The organism is Photobacterium chitinilyticum, assembly GCF_004104355.1.
Classification (GTDB): Bacteria; Pseudomonadota; Gammaproteobacteria; order Enterobacterales; family Vibrionaceae; genus Photobacterium; species Photobacterium chitinilyticum.
The window spans coordinates 341,047-362,287 of the sequence record NZ_RJLM01000003.1; the positions used below are offsets into that span (position 1 = coordinate 341,047).

Annotated in this window: 21 protein-coding genes; 3 read left to right on the forward strand and 18 right to left on the reverse strand. The window is 46.7% G+C overall.

Translation table 11 applies throughout. From position 1 onward, the window contains the following. Positions 1-198 precede the first annotated feature (198 nt). Entirely contained in the window at positions 199-603 is a 405-nt protein-coding gene (locus EDI28_RS10495; RefSeq protein WP_438942787.1) for an IS1/IS1595 family N-terminal zinc-binding domain-containing protein, read from the forward strand. Positions 604-615: 12 nt separating this feature from the next. Here EDI28_RS10495 and EDI28_RS10500 read toward each other — a convergent pair whose 3' ends face one another. Then, the gene (locus EDI28_RS10500) at positions 616-1,548 is read right to left on the reverse strand and encodes a hypothetical protein (RefSeq protein WP_128783804.1); all 933 of its coding nucleotides are present in this window, start codon (positions 1,546-1,548) and stop codon (positions 616-618) included. Positions 1,549-2,259: 711 nt separating this feature from the next. On the opposite strand from EDI28_RS10500, the gene EDI28_RS10505 reads away from it, so the two are divergent. Together EDI28_RS10505 and EDI28_RS10510 are read left to right on the forward strand one after the other, a co-directional pair. Further along, positions 2,260-3,132: a mechanosensitive ion channel family protein gene (locus EDI28_RS10505; RefSeq protein WP_128783805.1), complete on the forward strand. Its 873-nt coding sequence runs from the start codon at positions 2,260-2,262 to the stop codon at positions 3,130-3,132. A 1,381-nt stretch (positions 3,133-4,513) separates the two neighbouring features. Next, complete coding sequence (locus tag EDI28_RS10510) at positions 4,514-5,884, forward strand: alanine/glycine:cation symporter family protein (RefSeq protein ID WP_128783806.1); 1,371 nt, start codon at positions 4,514-4,516, stop codon at positions 5,882-5,884. Positions 5,885-5,988: 104 nt separating this feature from the next. Here the strand turns inward: EDI28_RS10510 and dsbD are convergent, their stop codons facing one another. The 17 genes from dsbD to EDI28_RS10595 form a co-directional block, all read right to left on the reverse strand. Next, positions 5,989-7,833, reverse strand: coding sequence for a protein-disulfide reductase DsbD (gene dsbD, locus EDI28_RS10515; RefSeq protein WP_128783807.1), 1,845 nt, complete (start codon positions 7,831-7,833; stop codon positions 5,989-5,991). Next, a complete protein-coding gene (locus EDI28_RS10520) occupies positions 7,830-8,711 on the reverse strand; it encodes an FAD:protein FMN transferase (RefSeq protein WP_128783931.1) in 882 nt (293 codons plus the stop codon). Before EDI28_RS10520 ends, dsbD begins: the two co-directional genes overlap by 4 nt. Continuing rightward, a complete protein-coding gene (locus tag EDI28_RS10525; protein WP_128783808.1) occupies positions 8,701-9,927 on the reverse strand; it encodes a DUF3570 domain-containing protein in 1,227 nt (408 codons plus the stop codon). Before EDI28_RS10525 ends, EDI28_RS10520 begins: the two co-directional genes overlap by 11 nt. A gap of 18 nt (positions 9,928-9,945) precedes the next feature. Next, the gene (locus EDI28_RS27320) at positions 9,946-10,479 is read right to left on the reverse strand and encodes a DUF4266 domain-containing protein (protein WP_428431661.1); all 534 of its coding nucleotides are present in this window, start codon (positions 10,477-10,479) and stop codon (positions 9,946-9,948) included. A 26-nt stretch (positions 10,480-10,505) separates the two neighbouring features. Continuing rightward, positions 10,506-10,970 (reverse strand): TlpA family protein disulfide reductase, encoded by a 465-nt coding sequence (locus EDI28_RS10535; protein WP_128783809.1) that lies wholly within the window; start codon positions 10,968-10,970, stop codon positions 10,506-10,508. Positions 10,971-11,052: 82 nt separating this feature from the next. Next, positions 11,053-12,291, reverse strand: a complete 1,239-nt coding sequence (locus EDI28_RS10540; protein ID WP_128783810.1) for a TadE/TadG family type IV pilus assembly protein — start codon at positions 12,289-12,291, stop codon at positions 11,053-11,055. Continuing rightward, positions 12,284-12,895, reverse strand: coding sequence for a tight adherence pilus pseudopilin TadF (gene tadF, locus EDI28_RS10545; RefSeq protein ID WP_164918529.1), 612 nt, complete (start codon positions 12,893-12,895; stop codon positions 12,284-12,286). Before tadF ends, EDI28_RS10540 begins: the two co-directional genes overlap by 8 nt. 4 nt (positions 12,896-12,899) lie before the next feature. Further along, the gene (locus EDI28_RS10550) at positions 12,900-13,340 is read right to left on the reverse strand and encodes a TadE/TadG family type IV pilus assembly protein (protein ID WP_128783812.1); all 441 of its coding nucleotides are present in this window, start codon (positions 13,338-13,340) and stop codon (positions 12,900-12,902) included. Further along, positions 13,337-14,032, reverse strand: coding sequence for a tetratricopeptide repeat protein (locus tag EDI28_RS10555; protein ID WP_199287406.1), 696 nt, complete (start codon positions 14,030-14,032; stop codon positions 13,337-13,339). The genes EDI28_RS10550 and EDI28_RS10555 overlap by 4 nt, the downstream gene beginning before the upstream one ends. Positions 14,033-14,106: 74 nt before the next feature. Continuing rightward, positions 14,107-14,973: a type II secretion system F family protein gene (locus tag EDI28_RS10560; protein ID WP_128783814.1), complete on the reverse strand. Its 867-nt coding sequence runs from the start codon at positions 14,971-14,973 to the stop codon at positions 14,107-14,109. Continuing rightward, entirely contained in the window at positions 14,973-15,902 is a 930-nt protein-coding gene (locus EDI28_RS10565; protein WP_128783815.1) for a type II secretion system F family protein, read from the reverse strand. Before EDI28_RS10565 ends, EDI28_RS10560 begins: the two co-directional genes overlap by 1 nt. Continuing rightward, positions 15,902-17,248, reverse strand: a complete 1,347-nt coding sequence (locus tag EDI28_RS10570) for a TadA family conjugal transfer-associated ATPase (RefSeq protein WP_128783816.1) — start codon at positions 17,246-17,248, stop codon at positions 15,902-15,904. The genes EDI28_RS10565 and EDI28_RS10570 overlap by 1 nt, the downstream gene beginning before the upstream one ends. Further along, positions 17,248-18,078, reverse strand: coding sequence for a CpaE/TadZ family protein (locus EDI28_RS10575; protein ID WP_199287407.1), 831 nt, complete (start codon positions 18,076-18,078; stop codon positions 17,248-17,250). Before EDI28_RS10575 ends, EDI28_RS10570 begins: the two co-directional genes overlap by 1 nt. Positions 18,079-18,080: 2 nt before the next feature. Beyond that, positions 18,081-18,707, reverse strand: coding sequence for a CpaD family pilus assembly lipoprotein (locus EDI28_RS10580; RefSeq protein ID WP_128783817.1), 627 nt, complete (start codon positions 18,705-18,707; stop codon positions 18,081-18,083). Between the two features lie 8 nt (positions 18,708-18,715). Beyond that, the gene (locus EDI28_RS10585) at positions 18,716-20,131 is read right to left on the reverse strand and encodes a type II and III secretion system protein family protein (protein WP_128783818.1); all 1,416 of its coding nucleotides are present in this window, start codon (positions 20,129-20,131) and stop codon (positions 18,716-18,718) included. Next, positions 20,124-20,993 carry a Flp pilus assembly protein CpaB gene (gene cpaB / locus EDI28_RS10590; protein WP_128783819.1) on the reverse strand — a complete coding sequence of 290 codons (870 nt, stop codon included), beginning with the start codon at positions 20,991-20,993 and terminating at the stop codon, positions 20,124-20,126. The genes EDI28_RS10585 and cpaB overlap by 8 nt, the downstream gene beginning before the upstream one ends. A 49-nt stretch (positions 20,994-21,042) precedes the next feature. Next, positions 21,043-21,222, reverse strand: coding sequence for a Flp family type IVb pilin (locus EDI28_RS10595; RefSeq protein ID WP_128783820.1), 180 nt, complete (start codon positions 21,220-21,222; stop codon positions 21,043-21,045). Positions 21,223-21,241 lie beyond the last annotated feature (19 nt).

Consider the following 21,241-nt stretch of genomic DNA (forward strand, 5'->3'; position numbering starts at 1 on the left):
TGGCCTGCCAGCTGATTGAATGCGCCATTTACAGTATTCCTTGCGAAAAGTGCTGTATAAATACGGCTCTATTAGCTTTAGTTATTGTTCTCTAAATCTTGACCTACACTGTCATTAGGCTTTAGTGGGATCATGGTTATTAACTAGAAAGATTTCTCTTCAATTATCATACACTTAGATAAATTAACACACAATCAAGTGTGCCTATTAAGAGATAGAACCGATGATGTAATTCACAAGAATTCAACGACAAAGCTGATTGACCAATGCAAGATTGAAAATGTCATAGCCTGTCCTCACTGTGGCAGTGAGAACGTAAGGAAGTGGGGCATGGCATCAGGGTTGCAGCGATACCGCAGCAAAGAAAACAAGTGCACTAAAACTTTCAATGCCTTAACAAAAACGCCACTTGCTCGATTACGCGAAAAAGAACTTTGGTTAAAGCAAATTGAATGCTTAACCGATAGTAAAACTATTCGACAATCTGCCAGAGAGCTTGGTGTTGCGGAGACCACCGCTTTTCGTTGGCGACATCGTTTCTTATCAGCCCCAACAGTAAAGAAGGTATCGGAAGTAACAGGTATTGTCGAAGCCCCGCAATGATGTTACCCGCAACTAATGTGCATTTTTAAGCTCTATCATCGTTTTAATTTTCCGCCGTAACAAAAACAATATAGTAGTAAATATAAGAACAATCAGAGATTTCCAAAATTTTACTATTTCTTCCCACGTAGTCTTGGATAATATAATTAAACCTTCCCTCACAATATTAGGAAAGCTTACATCAACAAAAACATCAAGTCGGTCGGGGTAAACATTAATCGCAGTACCATTACATTCATAAGAAGCAAACAACTCCACTTTCGCACCAATTTTATAAGTGCCTTCTTCCATCTTTAAAGGACGAACATTAAACTGAACCTCATTTCCAAATGGCGATACTAGAAAACACTCCTCTTCATCTGGTCCAAACTCAAAATAATCATATCCATTTGGTGTTACTTTTGCACTATTTACAGACCCAAAAGGAAACTTCAGCGGTGCTTCATTTCTAGCAAAGAGATTAGGGATTTCAGGTTCAAAATCTTCACTACCAATCCAAACACTTAATATGCCAGATGGACCGGGGAGTTTAATCTCTTTTTCTATCTCTATAATTGCTTTGTACTCTTCTAAAAGCGGATTACTCCCTTCATCAACAATACCAGAAAAAACTTTACCTCTAGTTAAACTCAAGTCATGACCTTCCATTCTTAATGGACTTGCTTCTAACATTAAAAACCGATCAGGAAAGTCAATTGAATCAAGAGAAAAAGCAAACTCATCTCTTAATCCAACATCCCGTTCAGTTGACTGTTTAACTAATTTTTCTTCATTTTCAAATTCACGACCATTTTGTAGTTCAGCTGTATTTTCCCAATAATGATCATGCTCATCTAAACCAGAATAATATAATGCCTTGTATGCCTGATAAGCTATAGCGAGGGTGAAAGCCAATAAAATAAGACAGCATAAAGGAATCAAAATTTTAAAATTACTCTTGTTCATCTCTCCTCCCGACACCACTAGCTTGTAGTGAGCTTACCCTACTAATATCAACATTAGCTCTTTACAATACGCATACATATAGCATTACACCTTTCACATTTATTTCACCATACATCTAGATATGCATCACACAGTTTATTACTGCATACAGTAATAAAAGCAATTGAGATAATTGCCAATATAGCTATAAGTTTCTTCATTAATCCTTTGGCATATTTATGATTATTGTAAGCAACTAAAAAACTTAGAAGATTTTCCGTATTGCTCACGCATAGACATACTCTACGCAAGCTCTGCATCACGATCACCATCAAAAAAGAAACAATAAACGATTACGATATTCTCAACTGATAGAACCAACCAAGGTGAGTATTGAAAGGCAACCACCTAGCTGGACTTACTGGTGCTTGATTCGATATGAACATCGATTTTGGTACCAGTGCTTTCTCTGCCCAACTGCGCTCTGTAGTACTTGTCCACTTCAACCGCGCTGTTAACTTAGCTGCATGCCCTACCCAACACTTACAATTTTAGCTGGAAATGTATTTACAGCCCCCTTAGTTTCATAGAGAATCCCATGGAAACACGCCTATGAGGCTTCCCGTCTCTTGCGAAAACAAGTTCCTTTACCAGCGAGTAAAACTTAGATCACCTTCCTCTTAGTGACGAAAGGTGATTAGATTTATTGGCATTTTTAGATTGGACAATGCTTTGGAAAACATCGAACTCGTCATTAATTACCTGCTAGCACACAAACTGCTGCTTAGTGTTCTTACTATTGTGTGTGTTCTATTGCTCAGGCAGCTTACTATTAGCCAAATTCGTGGTGATACCAATTTTTTAAGTGACGAACAGCGAAAATGGATCTCCCGTACGAAGAACGGCACATTTACCATAATTGTCCTTACCTTGTTTTTGTTATGGCAATCCGAGATCAGTAAGTTTGCTCTTTCACTCACGGCGATTGCCGTTGCCATTGTTGTTGCATCGAAAGAGATCATTCTCTGTATCACGGGATCGATACAGCGTGCTAGTTCACGTTCGTTTCGGATTGGTGATTGGATAGAAGTCGGCACATTATGCGGTGAGGTTATAGAGCACAATTTAATGGCGACTATGATTCAAGAAGTTGACATACACCATGGGCAGTATCATTACACAGGTAAAACAGCAACAATTCCGAACAGTATGTTTTTCACGACGCCGGTGAAGAACCTGAATTTCATGAAGCGCTATGTGTACCATAACTTCTCAATCACAATTCGAGAAACAGTAAACCTATACCCGATTTTACCTATCATATTGGCTAAAATTGACGAACATTGTGAAGACTTTATCGATGTAGCTAAACGTTATAACTACGTCATCGAAAGACATGCTGGTGTTGACTTGCCAGGAGCGGAGCCACATATCCATATCACAAATACCAACACTGGCGAGCAACTGATCCACTTCATGCTCTTTTGTCCAACGGCTCGCGCATCAGAGATCGAACAATTGATTCGAGAAGACTTTATGACGATTTATTGTAGTCGTTACCAGATGAAAGCCGAAGATAGGATTATTTCGCAGCAAGCAGTTTAACGCACAACAAAGAATAATGAACTGTGAGTGGGGCAATCAGGTTATCGCACCACTCCAATTCATAAACAGTTCATTTCCTGCCACCAGTTAGCCGCCTCCATACACGACACCAAGCGATGAAGCTAGAAATATTGTTAAACATTTAATAACCAGACAATTACAATACTATAAAGAACAAGTTATATTATCGCGCACCAAATGTAACCCCAAACAAAAACCACACTTGAATAACAATAAATCCACAAATATTAACTAAACAAATGTTAATAACATAACAAATGAAAAAAATCACGTTAATAGCTGGTTTCATTTAAGTGTAATTATTAGCTTGCCGGAAGGTTATTTTAACCATAATTCAACCACAGCCAGTATAACTACAAGCAGTGTCAATATGCATACCTTCTAAATAGACTGATCGATATTCGCACCCATAAGCTCATGATTGCATGCAACAGTTAATATATCGCTAATGGTAATGATTCCTATATAAATACATCCCTTTAGTAGTATTTATATGCTTTATGTCGTTGTTATCGCTTTAACTATGAAGATATTTCTTTTTGTAGCTAGATGCTGTTGCAAATAAGAATATAGGTAAAGCGGGCAAAATCACTCCCCAGGCAAATATTAGCTGATTGCTTTCAAGTATCAAGTAAGAGCTACCAACCTGAATCAAGGCTAATATAGCAACAAAAAGCCAATGAACGATGGGGAACGCTTTCGAAAAAAGTGCATACTTCCTTATCATTAACACCCTCTCTGGTAATCGAAAAAAACCGAATGACGACTTACTCTTGAAATCCTGAGTAAAACTTAAGCAAGTATTAACAAACTCATCAAATCAGATCAAATACAATCTTCATAAATGAGATTCATATAAAATATTTATAGTTTTATTAGAAGAATCACCATTAATACCTTGCTCAAATAAAAAGACCGCAATCAGCGGCCAAAATGGAATATGATTATTTTAGGCAACACTACTGCCCTATCTGTGATTGGTACTGGGCATCACTCTTGTTGATGCTTTTTTAGCCAACATATCGTTAATAACCTTTGTCGCTATATGCTCCACTCTGAATTGCAAAGTAAGCCGTTGTTTGTTTCTCCTGCTCCAATGACGCATGACCTTTTCCTTACTTTCGTATCATCCTATATCATCTAAAAGGAACGTCCAATCGCCTCTATCAGCAACCAATCCGCTGCCGATATACCCAAACGAAAATGGCAACTAATAGAAGATGACTGACACCACTCTTAAGTGTAATCCCTGTTTCCACCTCTGCCATGATTTCTTTGTTTCATGCTAATGATGTTTGTATTTATTACAAACACCACCTATGTTTTTGCATATATTATATAAACTTGAAGAGCATCCCCTATGGAGTCTTTAGCCAGCCTTATTTCTGCAATAAACAGCTTGGTATGGGGGGTCCCCATGCTGGTAATGATCCTCGGTGTCGGCATTTTCCTGACCGTCGGCCTGAAGCTCATGCCAATTGTCAAACTTGGAGCTGGCTTTAAATTACTGTGGTCGGGCCGAATTCCTGAGAAAGAAGAAGATATTCAGGGTGAAATCAGCCCGTTTAACGCACTGATGACATCCCTTTCCGCGACTATCGGCACCGGGAACATAGCAGGTGTTGCCACCGCCATTTTCCTCGGCGGACCAGGGGCCCTCTTTTGGATGTGGTGTACCGCCCTTGTCGGAATGGCGACCAAATTTGCCGAAGCGGTATGCGCTGTTCAATACCGCGAGACGGACGAAGACGGTAACCATGTCGGCGGTCCTATGTATTACATCAAAAATGGCCTGAGTCACAAATGGGCATGGCTAGGAACCGCATTTGCCATTTTTGGTTCGATCGCTGGATTCGGGATTGGCAATACCGTGCAATCAAATTCAGTTGCCGCCGCAGTACAAGCCAACTTCGGTATTTCTCCCATGGTCTCTGGGCTGGTAATGATGATCTTGGTTGGATTGGTACTGATGGGAGGGATCAAGCGTATCGCTGATGTGGCCGGTAAACTGGTCCCGTTAATGGCCGCTTTCTATATTGCTTCGGGCTTACTGATACTCGGGATGAATGCAGCTGAAATTCCAGCCGCCTTTAGCTTGATCGTCAGCAGCGCATTTACCCCAGTTGCTGCCCAAGGAGGCTTTGCCGGTGCGGCGGTTTGGGCTGCAATCCGGTTCGGTGTTGCCCGAGGGATCTTTTCCAATGAAGCGGGTTTAGGTAGCGCCCCAATCGCCCACGCTGCCGCCCAAACGAAAAACCCTGTTGCACAAGGTCTAGTGGCCATGCTGGGCACGTTTATCGACACCATCGTCGTTTGTAGTATCACCGGCCTTGCGATTGTGGTTTCAGGAGCCTGGATGAGCGGGGAAACTGGCGCAGCTCTAACATCAGCAGCATTTGCAGCCTCGTTACCCGGACTTGGTAACTATATTGTCGCGATTGCTCTCTCGATTTTTGCCTTTACGACTATTTTGGGCTGGAGCTTCTATAGTGAAAAATGCATCCAGTATCTATTTGGTGTTAGAGCCATTGTTCCTTTCCGTGTACTGTGGATTGTAGCGGTTCCAATTGGGGCAACCAGCTCTTTAGAGTTTATCTGGCTGCTTGCGGATACCTTGAACGCAATGATGGCGATTCCAAATCTGATTGCTCTCCTTTTGCTAAGCCCCGTCGTTTTTAAACTGACCAAGGAATACTTCGCGAGAGAGAAAGCCAGAGCCAAACAAGAATAGCACTAAGCAACAAGCGAGCAGGAAAAAACAAACCATGAACAAACAAATCAGAAGCCAGCATAACTGCATAAAGAACAGCGATGCTGGCTCCTTAGGTTTCAACCCTACCAGCTAATTTTGTGTATATGAGCCAAAAACTGTTGCTTGTCTAACTCCCCCACCACCCTAAGCGGTTTAATTTCATTCCCTCGACTGTCAAAAAAGAGTAATCCGGGCGGGCCAAACAAATTCCTCGCAGAGAGCCATGCTGCCTGCTCATCGGTATTGGCCGTCACATCAAATTTCAGAGTATTAAAGTCTTTGATCTGCGATATAACATCACTGTCTTGAAACACTGCCCTATCCATCACTTTGCATGACGCGCACCAGTCGGCATAGAGATCGACCATAGTTACAGACTGTAAAGATTCTGCATTATCTATTCGGCGTTCCAGCTCAGTCACGGCAGTGATTTTAGCAAAAAGGCTTGTCGGTGCAGCTTCAGAAACGGAGACTCCGCGGCCTAGCGGGCTAAGCGGATCGAGAGGGTCATCAGCCCCTGTCAGCATTCCTACTAACAGTATTACGCCATATATCAATGATATAAAAGCAATAGACTTACTTGTTCGTTGCCAGCCGCTTTGAGCCGCTTCCAGTGCACCAAACTGAATGGCACTGCCAATTAGCAACAACGCCCATAATCCCAGTGTTACCCAAGGTGCAGCAAAGCGACTAATCAACAAAATAGCGACCGCCAGCAGCATCAGACCAAAGCACTGCTTCACCTTTACCATCCACGGGCCACTACGTGGAAGGAATTTTCCGCCAGAGCTACCAATGACGACCAACGGCACTCCCATTCCAAGGGCCAATGTGAACAAAGTGGCTCCCCCCAGCAGCCAATCCTGTGTTGTCGACACATACAGCAGCGCCCCTGCCAACGGAGCGGAGATACACGGTGACACAACCAGCGCAGACACTGCTCCCATCACAAAAACGGTCAGTATCTTGCCGCCAGTCAACCGCTGCGACTGACTGTTCAAGGCCACCTGAATGCGAGAAGGAAGCTGCAGTTCATAGAAGCCAAACATGGACAGAGACAGCAATACAAACAATCCTGCAAATATAGCCAATACCCATGTCTGCTGCATAGCCACCTGCAGGTTAATACCCTGCCCGAGCGTGGCGGTCATTACTCCTGCCAACGCGTAGCTAGTCGCCATCCCAAGTACATAGGCCAGCGAAATGCGAAAACCCTTCCAGCCTGTCATTCCTTCACCCTGTCCGCCGATAATACTGGACAAAATAGGGATCATAGGGAGAACACAAGGCGTGAGGGACAAACCCAGCCCTAGCAGAAAAAACAAACCTAGCGCCTGTAGCAGGCCGGCATTTCTCAAGATATCAGACAGCCCCTGCGTATCGCTGGCCAGCGACGAGTCCAGTGACATAGGTATCGTTTCTGATCCCGCGCTTAACTGGGACTGTGACTTTATCGGTGTCTGTACTGATGGCACTGCCGCTACCAACGAGATTTTTTTTGTCTGTGGCAAATAGCACAAGCCATCGTCAGCACAGCCTTGAAACCTCACCTTGGCTTCACCCTGCCCTTTGAATGGAACAGAGACAGTCAACGGTCGATGATACACTTTCACATCACCAAAATTAGGATCCTGCTTTTGCTCAGCCTCAATAGAATAACGTGGTGTACCAAGCACCAACGAATCATTGCCGGCCTTGAACGAAAAACGTTTGTGATAAAGGTAATATCCTTCGGCGGTGTCGAAGCTTATCTTCAATACCCCGCCATCGACATTAGGAACTAACTGATAAGAAAAAGGAAATGCTTGCTCAACCGGTAAAAATTCCTTCTCACCTCCGGCTTGAACGGACAAACTCATGCACAAGGTAAACAATATTCCCGCCACCAGCCGAACAGGTTGCGAGAACAAACATATAATTGGTTTCATGATATTAAAAATTCTGTGTCTTGGTGAACATTTAGCTGGTCGTCAATCAGTGCAACCCCTACCGAGTCCGGTAGTGATAAAGTGGGCTCGATAGTCAACGAAGTGCTAAAAATCCCTGCTTGAAGCGCTGTATCCGCAACGACTGTCGATGACAGTATCCGATGGTGTGTGCCTTGCTTGGCAAGAATATGTGACGTTTCCTGATCGCTGAACTGATAGCTTCGGGCGTAGTGTGCCGAAGTAGTGAGAGCCTGATCCCGCAGCGGCAGAGCGAATATCGGTCGAGACTGGTCTTTGGGGTTAAGCACTGCAACAACAAAGTCGCTACCGTCCGGCTTTCCGCCTAAAACGCGAATATCACCACCGAAGTTGATCAACACTCCGCTCGCATTATGCTGGGCAGCAATTGCAATAGCCTGATCAACTGCAACTTCTTTGATCACACCTCCCAGATCAAAACGCGTTTGTGGAAAAGAAAAATAAAGCGTCCCTTCTTCCAACTGCCAGGATGACAACCCCATAAAGGGCAGGGAAAATTGATAGGCCTCTTCGCGACTTATAGCCGCATTCTGTTGCTGGTAATCCTTTACGGTTCCGATAGCGATGTCAAAAGTGCCCTTGGTCGCAAGGCTGTGTTCGCGAACCAGACTCAACACCGACAGCGTCTCGTCATCAACGGCGATGCTATCAGTCTTGCGCTGGTTTATCTGGGTAGATAGCACCGAATCAGGGTTGTAGAAATTAAACTTACGCTCTAAGCGACGGGTATTGGCTTCAATGGCTTGTGTTATTTGCGCCGGCTCCGGCGCAAATAACATCACTTCGCATGGTACCGTCATGGCCATAAAACGATGGCTGAAAGGCTGGTTAGTACTCATAGGTAGCACCCAGTACCCACCAACGACTTTCGTAGCCATTGTCTTGCTCATAGTAAGCAACAAGGGCGTTGAAGCGCCATTGGGAAGACAGCTTCACGCTCGCACCGAATTCATAGGCATTGGCGTTAAAATCCCCCAAGCGCAGATCCGAAGTCGCGTACCCCGTGGCCGCAAAACTCGGATCCGGCTGTGACGGATCCCGATAGAAATTGGCACCTTGCTGGGTATACCAATAATATCCCGGAGCCAACGTCAACCAATCAGTAACATTGATATTCATTTTACCGCCGATCTGATGAGAACTTACTCCCCAGTCATCAGCGAAGAATTTATATCGCGGCCGCACCACGATTCGCGAGCTGACATTGTAAAATGCCTGAACATTCAGACCACCGGAAATACGGGTATCTGGGCGAGAATCCTGCCCAAGAAAGACTTCATCATTACCAATCTTGCCATCATCATTAATATCAATTTCGCGCAATACCGTCAGATAATGATTGCTCAAATAGCCACTTTTATAACCCGAAAAGAGTGTGACTGTCGTATAGAAATTTGGGGTAAAGACCTGTGATAGCCCAGCCTCAAAGCTTCCGGTAAAGATATCTTCCCATGCCTGTGTATTGCGAAAATTGCTGTATTGCTGGAACGCCAAGGTTTTGTCAAACAACACCGAGCCGCCTAAAGTATATGAACGGTTTTTGCTACTGTCGGCATAAAACAGTACCTGAGCATTAGTTCCGATACTTTCATAGTCTTCTTCTTGCGAAAAGTTTGCGCCGAGTGTCCATTCATTACGCTGGCGATCACGGTAGGTAAGGCTCGCAGCGACAGATTTACGTTTGTCCTCAAGCTCAAAAGGCTGAATCGCATACGCATCCCGATAAGGGTCATAACCTGCTCGAATAACTTCGGTTGTCGCATCCTGTGCAGCTTGTGTACGCCGTCCACGCTCGACTAAGTCCTGATTTCCCGCACTTGGTGTTGTCGGCCCCCAAGCCGGAGAGGCACCGGAAACAGTGTCATAACCAAGTTCGCCATTCAAAGTCCAATCCAGACCGAAACTCTTTTCAAACGAGACAATATTATCGCCAGCCCGGACTTTATCGCCATATTCTTCAAAATTCATGTGATGAACCGAGATATGATCAGCAGCTACTGCCGAACCTGCAATCGCGACAGTGCCAAGCAGCGTCAAAGGTAATTTATTCTTCATTGTTATTCTTGCTTATTATTAGTTACAACCACAACCGCCACCGCCGACACCGTTGCCACCGACTGAACCTTGTTTGTATGAAAAAACTTTCTCCGAAAACACGTCAAACTCCGGCACTACACCGCCTGGTTTCATCTCTTTTTTCGCCAGCGTGCCTTTTTGCCATGGCTTAACGGGCTTAATACCCAGCCAGTCATCGATGAATGACAGCAGCGACTCATCCTGTGTTTTAGCTGCTGGCTTAGAAGACACCTTGGCTACTGCTAGAGTCGTTTTTGGCTGTGATGAACTTGCCACAACAACCGGCTCGACTCGCGCCTTAGGTTTAGCTACCGGTACATTCACTTTCGACTCCGGTGCGGTTGCCGCAGCAACGGGCTCCAAACTCAAGCTTTTAGATGTAGGCTTGACTAGCTCAATATTACGGCGCAAACCCGCCCCGTAATGCTGACTGCTGTAAACCGTCGATGATACTGATTCAGACTGTTGATACGGGGAGGATTCAGTATCGGCCGCACAGATATTCATGCTAGCCATGGCTGCGGTTCCCATTGCCAATACATAACAGGATTGTTTGATCATTTTGTCAGCCCTAACACTTTGAGATCATCTCTGATGGCCTGACTGATATGATTGATTGCACCATATCGAACTTTTAAAACCTTACTCTGATAGATGTAATACAACGCCGGCATACCGATTGGCTGGAAATCTTCCACGAGCGTTTGCTCGGGATCATTAACCACGGGAAATGTCAGCCCAAGCTCCTGCTGAAAAGCGTTGGCAACATCGACGTCCTCATCGACATCAATTCCCAGAACAACAACCTTGCTGGCATCAAGTTGCTGCGCCAACTGATTGACTTCGGGAAGTTCTTCGCGGCACGACACGCACCATTCTGCGAAGAAGTCGATAATGGTGACGACTTCTGGGTTTAGCCCCAGTTGTTGTTGAGCAAACGGCGAGAGAGACTCCCCTTGCTGGTAAGCCTGAGCACTTGCCGACAGTAAGATTGCCAAGGCAACCAACCATTTTTTAAACATAAACACCTCCGAGAAAGCAATTGATTGGTATTTTTATTTATCTTTCGGCTACCAATACTGACCGATAACTTCCTTTAACTAATTACTTGCCAAGCACAATGCGGGTTTGGGACTCAACGTCTAGCGCGGTACGAAAATAGTCTTCAAGATCAGCGATATCCTGAGCGTCATAGACAACATCGCCACTGCCAGCACATCTGCGAAACTGTTCCAACCTTGAGTCAGTTACCCCGAAACCGATAAAGCTCATCTCGATACCATGATCTTGCCGAATCACCTGACACAAACCGGCTTCAATCAACTCATTAAAATAATCTGATTTAGGAAGATCCTTACCATCAGTAAACAGCACCAAACGTTGAACGGATTGCACTGGTTGTAAATTGCTCACCAGCCACTCTTGTTGCCACTGTTCAGTCAGGGTACGTATCCCCCAAATTAGCCCCTGATAGGAAGCCGTATTTGAACCACTTGTTTCCAACTTGGACACATAGCTTTTCAACTGACTAAAATCATCAGTCAACGGCAAAATCGTGGCAGTTTCGCTACAACGGTCAAGCCAAGGGCCAGGTGTCACTTCCTTCATTGTCAGCCTTGATGCCGGCAAATTGAGATCGTCTACTGTTTGCTCAGGATCCATCACCTCCTGTCCCCATCGACCAGCGGTATAAGAAAGACCATCAACACATTTTGCCTTCCTATTCGAGACTGGATACCAAGGTGCATTTTTAACCGTCACCCCGGTCTGAAACGGTACTATTGAAAACCTCACCTTATTATTGAGAGGATCGATATCCTCGATAACATGGGTAATAATCTGCTTGAGCTCTGGTAGCTCCTCGACCATCGAACCTGAAATATCGAGTACCAGAGAAAAATCTGTCGACTTGCTCGCAACACTGGTTAGCAACCTAGATGTAGAAACACTGTTGACGTGAACTTGTGTTTTACCCTGTGCTACCGTCGGCAACACCTCAGGCATTAACGGTTCAAAGCTATATTGAGCTGAAATCTGACATCCTTGTTGCGCATCCAATTGGTGGCTTGCCAAAAACGCATCAGGTACAAACACGGGACGGTAATAATCCAGATACCTCTGAATCACACTATTCGAACCAGGCTGTTGGTAGGCGCAGGCAACAGATGCCGCATCAGAAGCCTGACCCGCACGCACGACAGCCAGGGTATACATGGAAAAAAATATCGCTACGGATATCACCGCGAGCAGTACTGGTAGCAGCATAACAAACGTCAGTGAAATGGCTCCACGCTGCCTTAAAGCCTGTTGTGGCTGTACTCTTCTGCCAAAGCGACTAGTCATACTGCCTCCCAATCAGTACTGCCGAGCTGTTGTAGTAGCGTTCGACAAAATCTTGGGTAAAAACTGAATAAAACTCGCCCGTCAGCAAGGACAGCGATGTCAGGCACACCGATACCTGAAACAAATCAGATCGTAAACCCTTAGTTGCACCCTGAACGGTTCCAACCGGCGCCAACGAGGCTAACTTCAATAGTTTTTGTCTAGACTGGCACTGGGCTCCAGAAAATTCCGATTGGTAAAAAGGTGCAGCACCTGCAGTGCCAAACTTTAATTGCTCCAAGTGAATTCCTACGCCAACAGAAGACTGTTTTGTTCTGATCTGAAAATGACGCTCGGCAACGACGCGCAAGGCGTCAGCTATCTGAGGGGTTATAACACCGCCTGAACCGGTTAGGTCAACTTCGAGACGCTCGCTGGCGACTATCGATGTCAGTGAATAGGCCAGCTGATCCAATTTTGCTTTCAGGCTCAAGCCATGACCAACTTTCACAGCGAACACAACAAGCGTCACTAAAACCAAGGCGATCACCGGCAGTTCAATCACACTGCTGCCGCGCTGTCTAATGCGCAGCCTGCCGAACGAGGCGATTGAATTATTAGGCATTGAACTAATTCCTTTCATGTGCCACCAATATCTTGCGTTCGAGCTTAGTCAAACGCTCAAAACCATCGCCCCATCCTTCAACGAAAAGGACCTGATACGGATAGCTCACTTGGTATTCGGCAAAAGGCTGTTGAATGTAAGTCGATGATCCGGCATTTTTTTTCAGTGATTCTAACGAGTCGTAATAGATCGCCTCTATCTGGAGACGACTGCTGTCGACTAACGGAAAAGTCTGAGCATCCAGCACAGCACGCATCGACTCGACAACATTCTCACGATCTTCCACATGAACTGTTTTTCTGGTTGCTGTCGCCAATACCACATCCAGCATGCTTCCGGTCATCATGAAACGGCATGTTTCGATAACCACCAATACCATGACAAAAAAAGGCAAGAGGGTGACGATAAACTCTATGGAGATATTTCCCTGCTGGCGCCTTGTCACTTTTCTTGCTCCCATTGCTGGTAATAAGCAATATTCTTTTCCAGCTCCGGTTTGGTCAGATCTTGTTTGGCTATCATCTTGGCAGCCTCAATATCTCCCTTCATAGCAAAAGCCAGCGCCAGGTTCTGACGGGTCTTTGAGGTACTGCTGCCACGCAGATAGCTGGGATACAGAACATCGATGCCTTTTTGCGGCTGATCAGCCAAGATCCAGCCCAATGCCAGATTATTGCGGTATTCAAGACTGCCCGGCTCAATGGCCAACGCCACGATAAAAGCCTCACGAGCCTTGCCGTATTCTTTTTGCAATGCGTAGCTCACACCGAGGCTATTCATTGTCTCGGCACTTGCCGGTAACAGATCAGCAGCAGACTCTAAATCGCGCTGTGCCTGTCGGATATCCCCCAGCGCCAATTTGGCTCGACCCAGTTCGCGTAAAATATCACCACGAACGTGTTGTTTTACGGCTAGATCCTGAGCCTTTGCCTTATCGAGAAAATGCAGCGCCAAGTCAAATTCGCCAGTCTGGTTGTAGGCCACTCCCAGCAGGTACAGCAACTCGACATCATCAGGACGACTTTCCAGTTGCTGACGGTAGATATCAATAGCACTCCCCGGACGGCCACCGACCAGTGCGACTTCCGCCAGTTCACGATCGCTTTGTAGCCGCACTTTAGTATCTTCAGATTGCATAGTCGAATACCCTGTGCACCCAGTTAGAACCAATGTAATAACAGCCAAGAGGCCTAAATCTGTTAGTCGTATTTTCATAATCCCCCCAGACTGTTCAATAGTGCTATCACCGTCGGTGCAACAATCAGCACCACCACGGGCAGCATGACCAATACCACGACTGGCATCGACATTTTTGCCGGGATCTTTCCGACTCGCTCTTCAAGCTTCAAGTACTGATATTGACGGCTGTCAGAGGCGATCAAGCGCATTGTCGGTGCAATAGGACTGCCGTATTTTTCAGCCTGAGATAAAGCGATAACGATATTTTCAATTTCGACAACGCCGGTTCTCTGCGACAGATGCTCAAGCGCATCCAGCCGAGAATCGAGCACCCTAAGTTCAGCCTCAGTGATCAGCCATTCACGTGAAAGCTCAGGGGCAACCTGCGCCATTTCCTTGCCAACCCGACCAAAGATGGCTTCCAATGTCAGTCCTGACTCGACACAAACCACCATCAGGTCCAGAGCATCCGGAACAGCATGGGCAATTCGCTGGCTTACTTCGTGAGCTCGCCACTTTAACCACTGCTCAACGACCAGACCGCTGGCAATGGCGAACACTACGCCTTTTGCCAATTGATAGTTGTTCAGTTCAAAGTCAATATAAGCCAGCCAGGCTCCCAGGCTCAGAAGCATCACCGACAGCTTAATAACCATGAACCAGCTAGCAGCCTGCGACGAATGAAAACCGGCCTTGCTCAATAACTCTTTTACATCTTTGCTGACCGAAATACTCGGCAAGCCGGGTAAATGGTAGTGATGCGCCAATCGGTAATGACGAGAAACCATTCCCAACCGTTCGATGATCAATTCGCGGCGCTGGGCTCTGGCACTAAATAGCAGAGCAATCGTGCTACCTGTGACCAGTAAGGCCACAGCAATCCATAGTGATACAGACATCAGGACCTCACCTTGGTTAAGATATGTATAATACCCAGCCCCAGTGTCATACTGCCGATGACATAAGCCAGTACCATCTGGCCGGCATCAGTATTGGTCAGGTTAAGAAACCCGGTGGGATTTTTGAAAAACATGACACCGATCAGCAACAATGGCAGGCTGGCCAATATCACCGCAGTCATTCTTGGCTCTGCCGTCAAGCTCTTGATTTTCATCTTTATAGCGACGTTGTCATGCAAGGTACGACTAAGACCGTGTAATACCTCGCGTAGCTGGCCACCGTTTTCTTCATTAAGCACCAAAGCCACAACAAAGAAATGAAACCCGGAATACGGTAGGCGGTGGCTCGATTCCCTGAGAGCTTGTTTCAGGCTGATACCGATTTCCAGCTGGTCGCGGATCAATACAAATTCTCGACCCAGCATTCCTTTCTGGTAATCGGCTACTTGGCTAATTGCCTGCGGGACTGATATTCCGGCAGCCACTGCTCGGGAAATTTGTCCAAGCACCTGCGGAAAGGTTTCCTCAAATTCCTTACGCTGGCGGACCCGCATAATCCAGAAAGTGGCCGTCGCCGCTACTGTGGCAGCCGCGGCGACGCAAACTGTACGCAAAAAGACAGGCAGAAACATACCGCCAAACCAAACCGCCAGAGCCAAGCCAACCAGACCGAGTAGCAACCACGCTTTACCCCTGCGGCCAAACAACGCATCAATACGGGTTTGTACCCGATTCCAGCGGCGTAGATACGGGCCAGTACGTTGCTCCCAGTCAAACAACGTCTTTTGACTACGGCGCTGCTCAGTGTTAACCGATACCAACCCAAGGCGACGTTTTGCCCGCAAACGACACCGCTGGTATTGCAACGCCTTGTAGCTACTCAGCAAAAACACCACAGCAAGGATCAACATTAGGATCAGGCTCTGCATTACTGCACTCCCATCACGCGCTTCAACTGCTTTTCAAGTTGGTAGTAACGCGCTTTGTGACTAAATCGAGGCAGAGTCTTTGCCGATACGAACTGCCCAAGGATATTGCCCTGAGCATCTTGATCTTCATAATTGAAACGATACAAATCGTGGGTGAGGTACTGTTCGCCTTCAAGACCAACAATTTCAGCAATACTGACAACCCGGCGTCGGCCGTCACGCATACGCTCGATCTGGACAATCACATCCAAAGTACTGGCAACCTGACGTCGGATAGCCGCAAGCGGCAGACGCGCTTCAGCCATCAGCAGCATATTCTCGAGCCGGATCAGTGCATCAGTCGGCGAATTGGCGTGCAGCGTACACATAGAACCATCATGACCGGTGTTCATCGCCTGCATCATGTCAAAGGCTTCGGCACCACGGACCTCACCGAGAATGATCCGATCCGGCCTCATCCGCAGGGCATTACGCAGTAGACCTCGCTGATCAATCGCCGCCGTCCCTTCGGCACTTGCCGGACGGGTCTCGACCCTTACAACGTGTGGCTGCTGCAATTTCAATTCGGCCGCATCTTCAATCGTGATAATGCGCTCTTCCGGGGAGATGCCAAACGACATCGCATTCAGCAACGTTGTTTTACCTGCACCGGTTCCACCGGAGATCAACACATTGACACGTGAGCGAGCAATAATATCGAGCAAGATTGCCATATCCGGTGACATAGCACCCAACTCAGATAACTGATGCAGGCTACGCTTATGCTCATTAAACTTACGAATAGAAATACAGGTGCCGTCCAGTGCCAAAGGCGGGATCAACACGTTTACACGGCTTCCGTCTGACAGACGGGCATCAACCATCGGATTGGTTTCATCCACACGCCGACCAACTCGGCTGACAATGCGTCGTGCCAGATTAAGCACATGCTCTTCATCACGGAAACTAACATTCGCCCGCTTTACTTTACCTAGGCATTCAATGAACACTTCATCATGTCCATTCACCATGATGTCGGTAATTTCCGGATCGTCCATCAGGCACTGAAGAGGCCCAAGCCCCAGCAGTTCGTCGACCAGGCGTTGGCTGATCTGCTGTTGCTCGTTGGCACCAATCGGAAACTGCAATCGCTGCGCTATCTCGCCAACGGCCTCATAAGTACGTGTTTCGAGCTCCTGTCGCGACAGCTGAACCACAACCGCTGGCTCGATGGCAGCCATCACCTCGTGCTGGATCGCTGAAAAACGATCTTGGCTGTGATGGGTTACCTTGGCTTGCGACAACTCAACATCGTTCATATCATCCGGCTGCGCCCGATGAAGGGGCTGCTTCTTGCGTCCAAACATTATGCCCCCTTCAACCAGCCAAACAGCCCAGAGTGCTTCTCTGTATGCTCGCCCTGGATCATGCTAACCAATTGGTTCAAGGCCTTTGCCGTACGACTTTTTTGCGCAATAGCCAGCTTGCCTAATGTGGTACTGGCAACCATTAGCTCAGGGGCATACGGAATTTCCACATCGGGCCGTCTTCCAATCGCTTTTGCCACATCTTCCGAGGTGATCAAAGAAGCTGATTCCGGTTTGGTATGATTCAGTACCAGCAAGGTTCTCTGCTGCGCAGTACTGTCCAACTCAGCCAGCAACAAATTGGTACGGCGGATAGAAGCCAGAGTCGGCTCGACAATCACAACCCGAATATCACTGCTACGCAGGGCTCCGAAACCCACCTGATCCCGTAAACTGAATGCTGGAAGATCCCATACCAGATACGAGGCCTGCTGCTGACAAAAAGCAGAAAATTGTTCAAACTCATAAAACTCAGGCCAGAACCCCTGTTCAAGCTGAGCCTGATAGCCAGTGAACGCAGACAAGTTGCTGGTTACCTTCACTCCGCTGCGCTCATATACAACAGGTTCGAGGCGATCAGGGTATTGCAGCATTTCCAGCAAAGCATTATTGGGTTTAAAGCTCAGCTGAAGATCAAGATCACCAGTAATAAAATCGAGATCCGCACAGGCGATATGGGTATCCGGCTTCTGCGACAACCCCCACGCAATATTGGCGACCAAGGACGTCGTTCCCGCGCCACCTTTGGCACTGGCAACAACGACTCGCTTGCCCGGTAACTGCTGGCTATGAAAGGCGGAGCTCGTTTGAATTCTATTTTGCATATCCATGATTACTTACCTTGCCCTGCCATCACCCCTTCTCGTGGTGAACTCGGGATCTTTTTTTCAGTCGCGGAATTGTAGTAACGGTCAAGCGTAGAAACAGCCTTGCGCCCTTCTGTTGGTCCTAATGCTTCGCCGACAACCAAATCACGAGGGTTTGCTATCATCTGTGCTAGGGCATTGGCATTGGCGCAGCCAAAATTCGCCGAGCTTTTAAAGCGGTTGCCAATCGTTTCTGGTTCTTTTCCGGCATTACACCCCTGCGCCACGCTACGATACGTCTCGACAGTCAACGTCAGATCTGCCCGCGAAGACGGCAGAGCCGCTGCATATTGAGAACTGACTTGAGTTGGATAAACAGCCTGTTGTTTTAGCTGCTCTTTTAGATCAGGAACGACCTTGGTTCCCTGGCGAGTATGGGTATCAATCCGTACCCGTAATGCCGATGGGTTACCCAGCCGATAGATAAAATCAGCAACAGCGGTTTTGTCCTGCCCGCTAAATCCCTTGCCTTGTAGTTGAATCGACATCTTGTGCGTTACAACTTCAATTTGAACCTCTGGCTGGCGCTGGATCGGATCTCCGGCGCACGCACCTAACAGTACGCTGATAAAAAACATCAAAAATATGCGCATAAATTACCTCAGTAATAGAATCCGTTATCACCCAGCAGTCGCGGCTGGCGGTTGTCAGAACGTATTGCTTCAATGTCTAGCTCTGTACTCGGCGTTTTTTTCGGCCATGCCAACAGGCGTTCGACATCACTCATCGGGATCAGACCGTCAGTCGGCAATGGCAAGGTGTCGGAACGAGTCGGTTGCACCAAGTAAGCCGTAGCAATAATGATCAACTCGGTTTCTTCACGCTGGAATTCGTTGGAACGGAATAAGCTACCCAGAATAGGGATATCGCCAATAAGAGGGATCTTTTGCAGTTGTTCAATATCTTTAGACTGAAGAAGCCCGCCAAGTGCAAAACTTTGGCCGCTGGCAAGCTCAATCGTCGTCGATGCCCGGCGTGTAACAAACGTCGGGAATGAAGAGCTTCCCTGGGGACCACCAATTTGAACATTCGTCTCTGATGAAACGGTACTCACCTCCGGCTCGACTTGCAGGCTGATCCGATTCGCGCTTAATACGGTCGGCTTAAAATCCAACCGAACGCCGAAAGGCTTGTATTCCACCGTCGCTGTATCGGTATAAACCAGCGGCAAGGGAATTTCGCCACCCACAAGGAAAGACGCTTTCTCGCCGCTCAGTGCCGTAAGGTTCGGTTCGGCCAGCACAGACATCATGCCGTTGGTTGCCAACGCATCAACAATAACGGATAGATCCGCCCAAGATGCAGGATTCGCCGCCCCAGCCACTCCACCGTAATTATCCAGAAATGCAAACGTACCGGTACCCAGTCCCGGCCCTTGCGAGCCCCACTTGATCCCCAGTTTGTTGGATACCTTACGGGAAACTTCTGCAATACGGATACGCAAATTCACCTGAGTCGGCATCGTCACGACAAGCTGATTAATCAACTCATCTTTATTCTGCACCGACGATTGCGCTGTTTGCGCAGAGCTAGCTCTATCCGCTGTCTGGTTACCCTGTGATCCTGCTGATGACGTCGTCATTTGTTGGGTGGAAACATAGCCTTCTGCAAGACGCACAATTTTTTCAGCCATTGTCGGCGTAGGAACCTGGCCTTTAAGGAACAATTTACCTGCCGTTGACTCCGCACTGATTAGGGCATCCGGGAACTCTTTGGCAACAAGCGAATTTAATTCAGTCACGTTATGGCTCACCTTGACAGTGGCAGAATAAATAACATTTTCACTTGCATCGAGAACATATAGTGATGTTGCCCCGGCCTTTTTTCCAAACACCATTATTTTTGTATTGGTTAAAGCCTGGTAGTCGGCAACTTCATTACTAGAAATAAATATTGATTTCGCATTATGTGGCAGATTAACCAATCTGGCTTTATCCAGAACCACATCCAATACTTTAGCCTGCAAGGCGAAACTCATGCACAGCAGACAAAATCCACCGAGTATTTTCTTAATCATCCTGCGTTCCTGCATTATTCATGATGCGCTTATCTTTTGCACGAAACTCCACCAACCCGAGATCTGGCTGAACCTGTTTTATGTCAGGAAAAATATCGTCAATATTAATTTGTTTAATATCGACAACATCGGTACCCGGGTTATTTTGGCTACGTAATACCATCGATAACGTACCAAGCTGATTCGCCAAGATAACTTTATTTGCCTGTACCGGAGAAACTTCCAGCGTGACTGCGCTATTGTCGGGAATAAAGCCTTTGTATTTTTTTTGCGCTTCAATATAACGATCGGCCTGAACAGCATCGTTAAATGCCAGCACCCTGACATTCTGGGCAATGGTTTTCACATACAAGCTTTGGGTCTCATTGCCTCGGGTACGAAGCTCCTGTTCTTTTGATGCCAGCAGCAACACATCGACATAGTCGCCCGGCCCGACTAGGCCAGAATTGGCTGTTACCTGATCAACAGGCACAGATACCGCACGATACCCCGGACGAAGCATCACAGACAGGACACCGCCAGATTCAGGATTCAAAAAATCAGAGGCACTGAGGATCTGCCCAGCTGCATAATCACCCGCCAATACTGTTTTGGTAAGCTGAGCCGTATCAAATATTGCTTTGTCGATATAATCAAGGCGGTTGCTTACCTCACTCTCATCAACAGTTTTCCATTCAAACAGTGAAGCACTATAGTGGCGGCCAGCTTTAACCGGCCCTGAGGTGACAAGGACCTCAAGTTTTTTTATCTCTGCTTGTTGTTCCGCGACAATTTGTTTCGGCTCTGACAGGCTGAGAAACAGCCAAATAAACCCTGCCAACGAAATAAATACAGATAAGTAAACTAAACGTTTTGCTTTCATTATTTATTCTATTTATTTCGGAAATATTCCATTTCCTCGTTGATAATAATTAACCTTTACCCTGAATGGTTTCCAGCTTGCTTATCACTTCCCCATACGTCGAATTAATAGCTTTTGTCAGATCACCATCATCCCCTAGAAATTTAAGCATGATAAGAGACATTGCAGCAGCCAGTATTGCGTATTCGATAGCAGCAGCACCACGCTGTTTGTTTTTATTCATTTTCATTGTTCTTTCCACTTTTCAC

Excerpts from the sequence above, each read along its gene's own strand:
- EDI28_RS10510 (WP_128783806.1), top strand. The coding sequence starts at position 4,514 with ATGGAGTCTTTAGCCAGCCTTATTTCTGCAATAAACAGCTTGGTATGG.
- EDI28_RS10555 (WP_199287406.1), bottom strand. The coding sequence starts at position 14,032 with ATGCAATCTGAAGATACTAAAGTGCGGCTACAAAGCGATCGTGAACTG.
- EDI28_RS10570 (WP_128783816.1), bottom strand. The coding sequence starts at position 17,248 with ATGTTTGGACGCAAGAAGCAGCCCCTTCATCGGGCGCAGCCGGATGAT.
- EDI28_RS27320 (WP_428431661.1), bottom strand. The coding sequence starts at position 10,479 with ATGGGAACCGCAGCCATGGCTAGCATGAATATCTGTGCGGCCGATACT.
- EDI28_RS10580 (WP_128783817.1), bottom strand. The coding sequence starts at position 18,707 with ATGCGCATATTTTTGATGTTTTTTATCAGCGTACTGTTAGGTGCGTGC.
- EDI28_RS10535 (WP_128783809.1), bottom strand. The coding sequence starts at position 10,970 with ATGTTTAAAAAATGGTTGGTTGCCTTGGCAATCTTACTGTCGGCAAGT.
- EDI28_RS10575 (WP_199287407.1), bottom strand. The coding sequence starts at position 18,078 with ATGGATATGCAAAATAGAATTCAAACGAGCTCCGCCTTTCATAGCCAG.
- EDI28_RS10500 (WP_128783804.1), bottom strand. The coding sequence starts at position 1,548 with ATGAACAAGAGTAATTTTAAAATTTTGATTCCTTTATGCTGTCTTATT.
- EDI28_RS10585 (WP_128783818.1), bottom strand. The coding sequence starts at position 20,131 with ATGATTAAGAAAATACTCGGTGGATTTTGTCTGCTGTGCATGAGTTTC.
- dsbD (WP_128783807.1), bottom strand. The coding sequence starts at position 7,833 with ATGAAACCAATTATATGTTTGTTCTCGCAACCTGTTCGGCTGGTGGCG.
- EDI28_RS10560 (WP_128783814.1), bottom strand. The coding sequence starts at position 14,973 with ATGTCTGTATCACTATGGATTGCTGTGGCCTTACTGGTCACAGGTAGC.
- tadF (WP_164918529.1), bottom strand. The coding sequence starts at position 12,895 with ATGCCTAATAATTCAATCGCCTCGTTCGGCAGGCTGCGCATTAGACAG.
- cpaB (WP_128783819.1), bottom strand. The coding sequence starts at position 20,993 with ATGAAAGCAAAACGTTTAGTTTACTTATCTGTATTTATTTCGTTGGCA.
- EDI28_RS10565 (WP_128783815.1), bottom strand. The coding sequence starts at position 15,902 with ATGCAGAGCCTGATCCTAATGTTGATCCTTGCTGTGGTGTTTTTGCTG.
- EDI28_RS10520 (WP_128783931.1), bottom strand. The coding sequence starts at position 8,711 with ATGAGTACTAACCAGCCTTTCAGCCATCGTTTTATGGCCATGACGGTA.
- EDI28_RS10525 (WP_128783808.1), bottom strand. The coding sequence starts at position 9,927 with ATGAAGAATAAATTACCTTTGACGCTGCTTGGCACTGTCGCGATTGCA.
- EDI28_RS10540 (WP_128783810.1), bottom strand. The coding sequence starts at position 12,291 with ATGACTAGTCGCTTTGGCAGAAGAGTACAGCCACAACAGGCTTTAAGG.
- EDI28_RS10595 (WP_128783820.1), bottom strand. The coding sequence starts at position 21,222 with ATGAAAATGAATAAAAACAAACAGCGTGGTGCTGCTGCTATCGAATAC.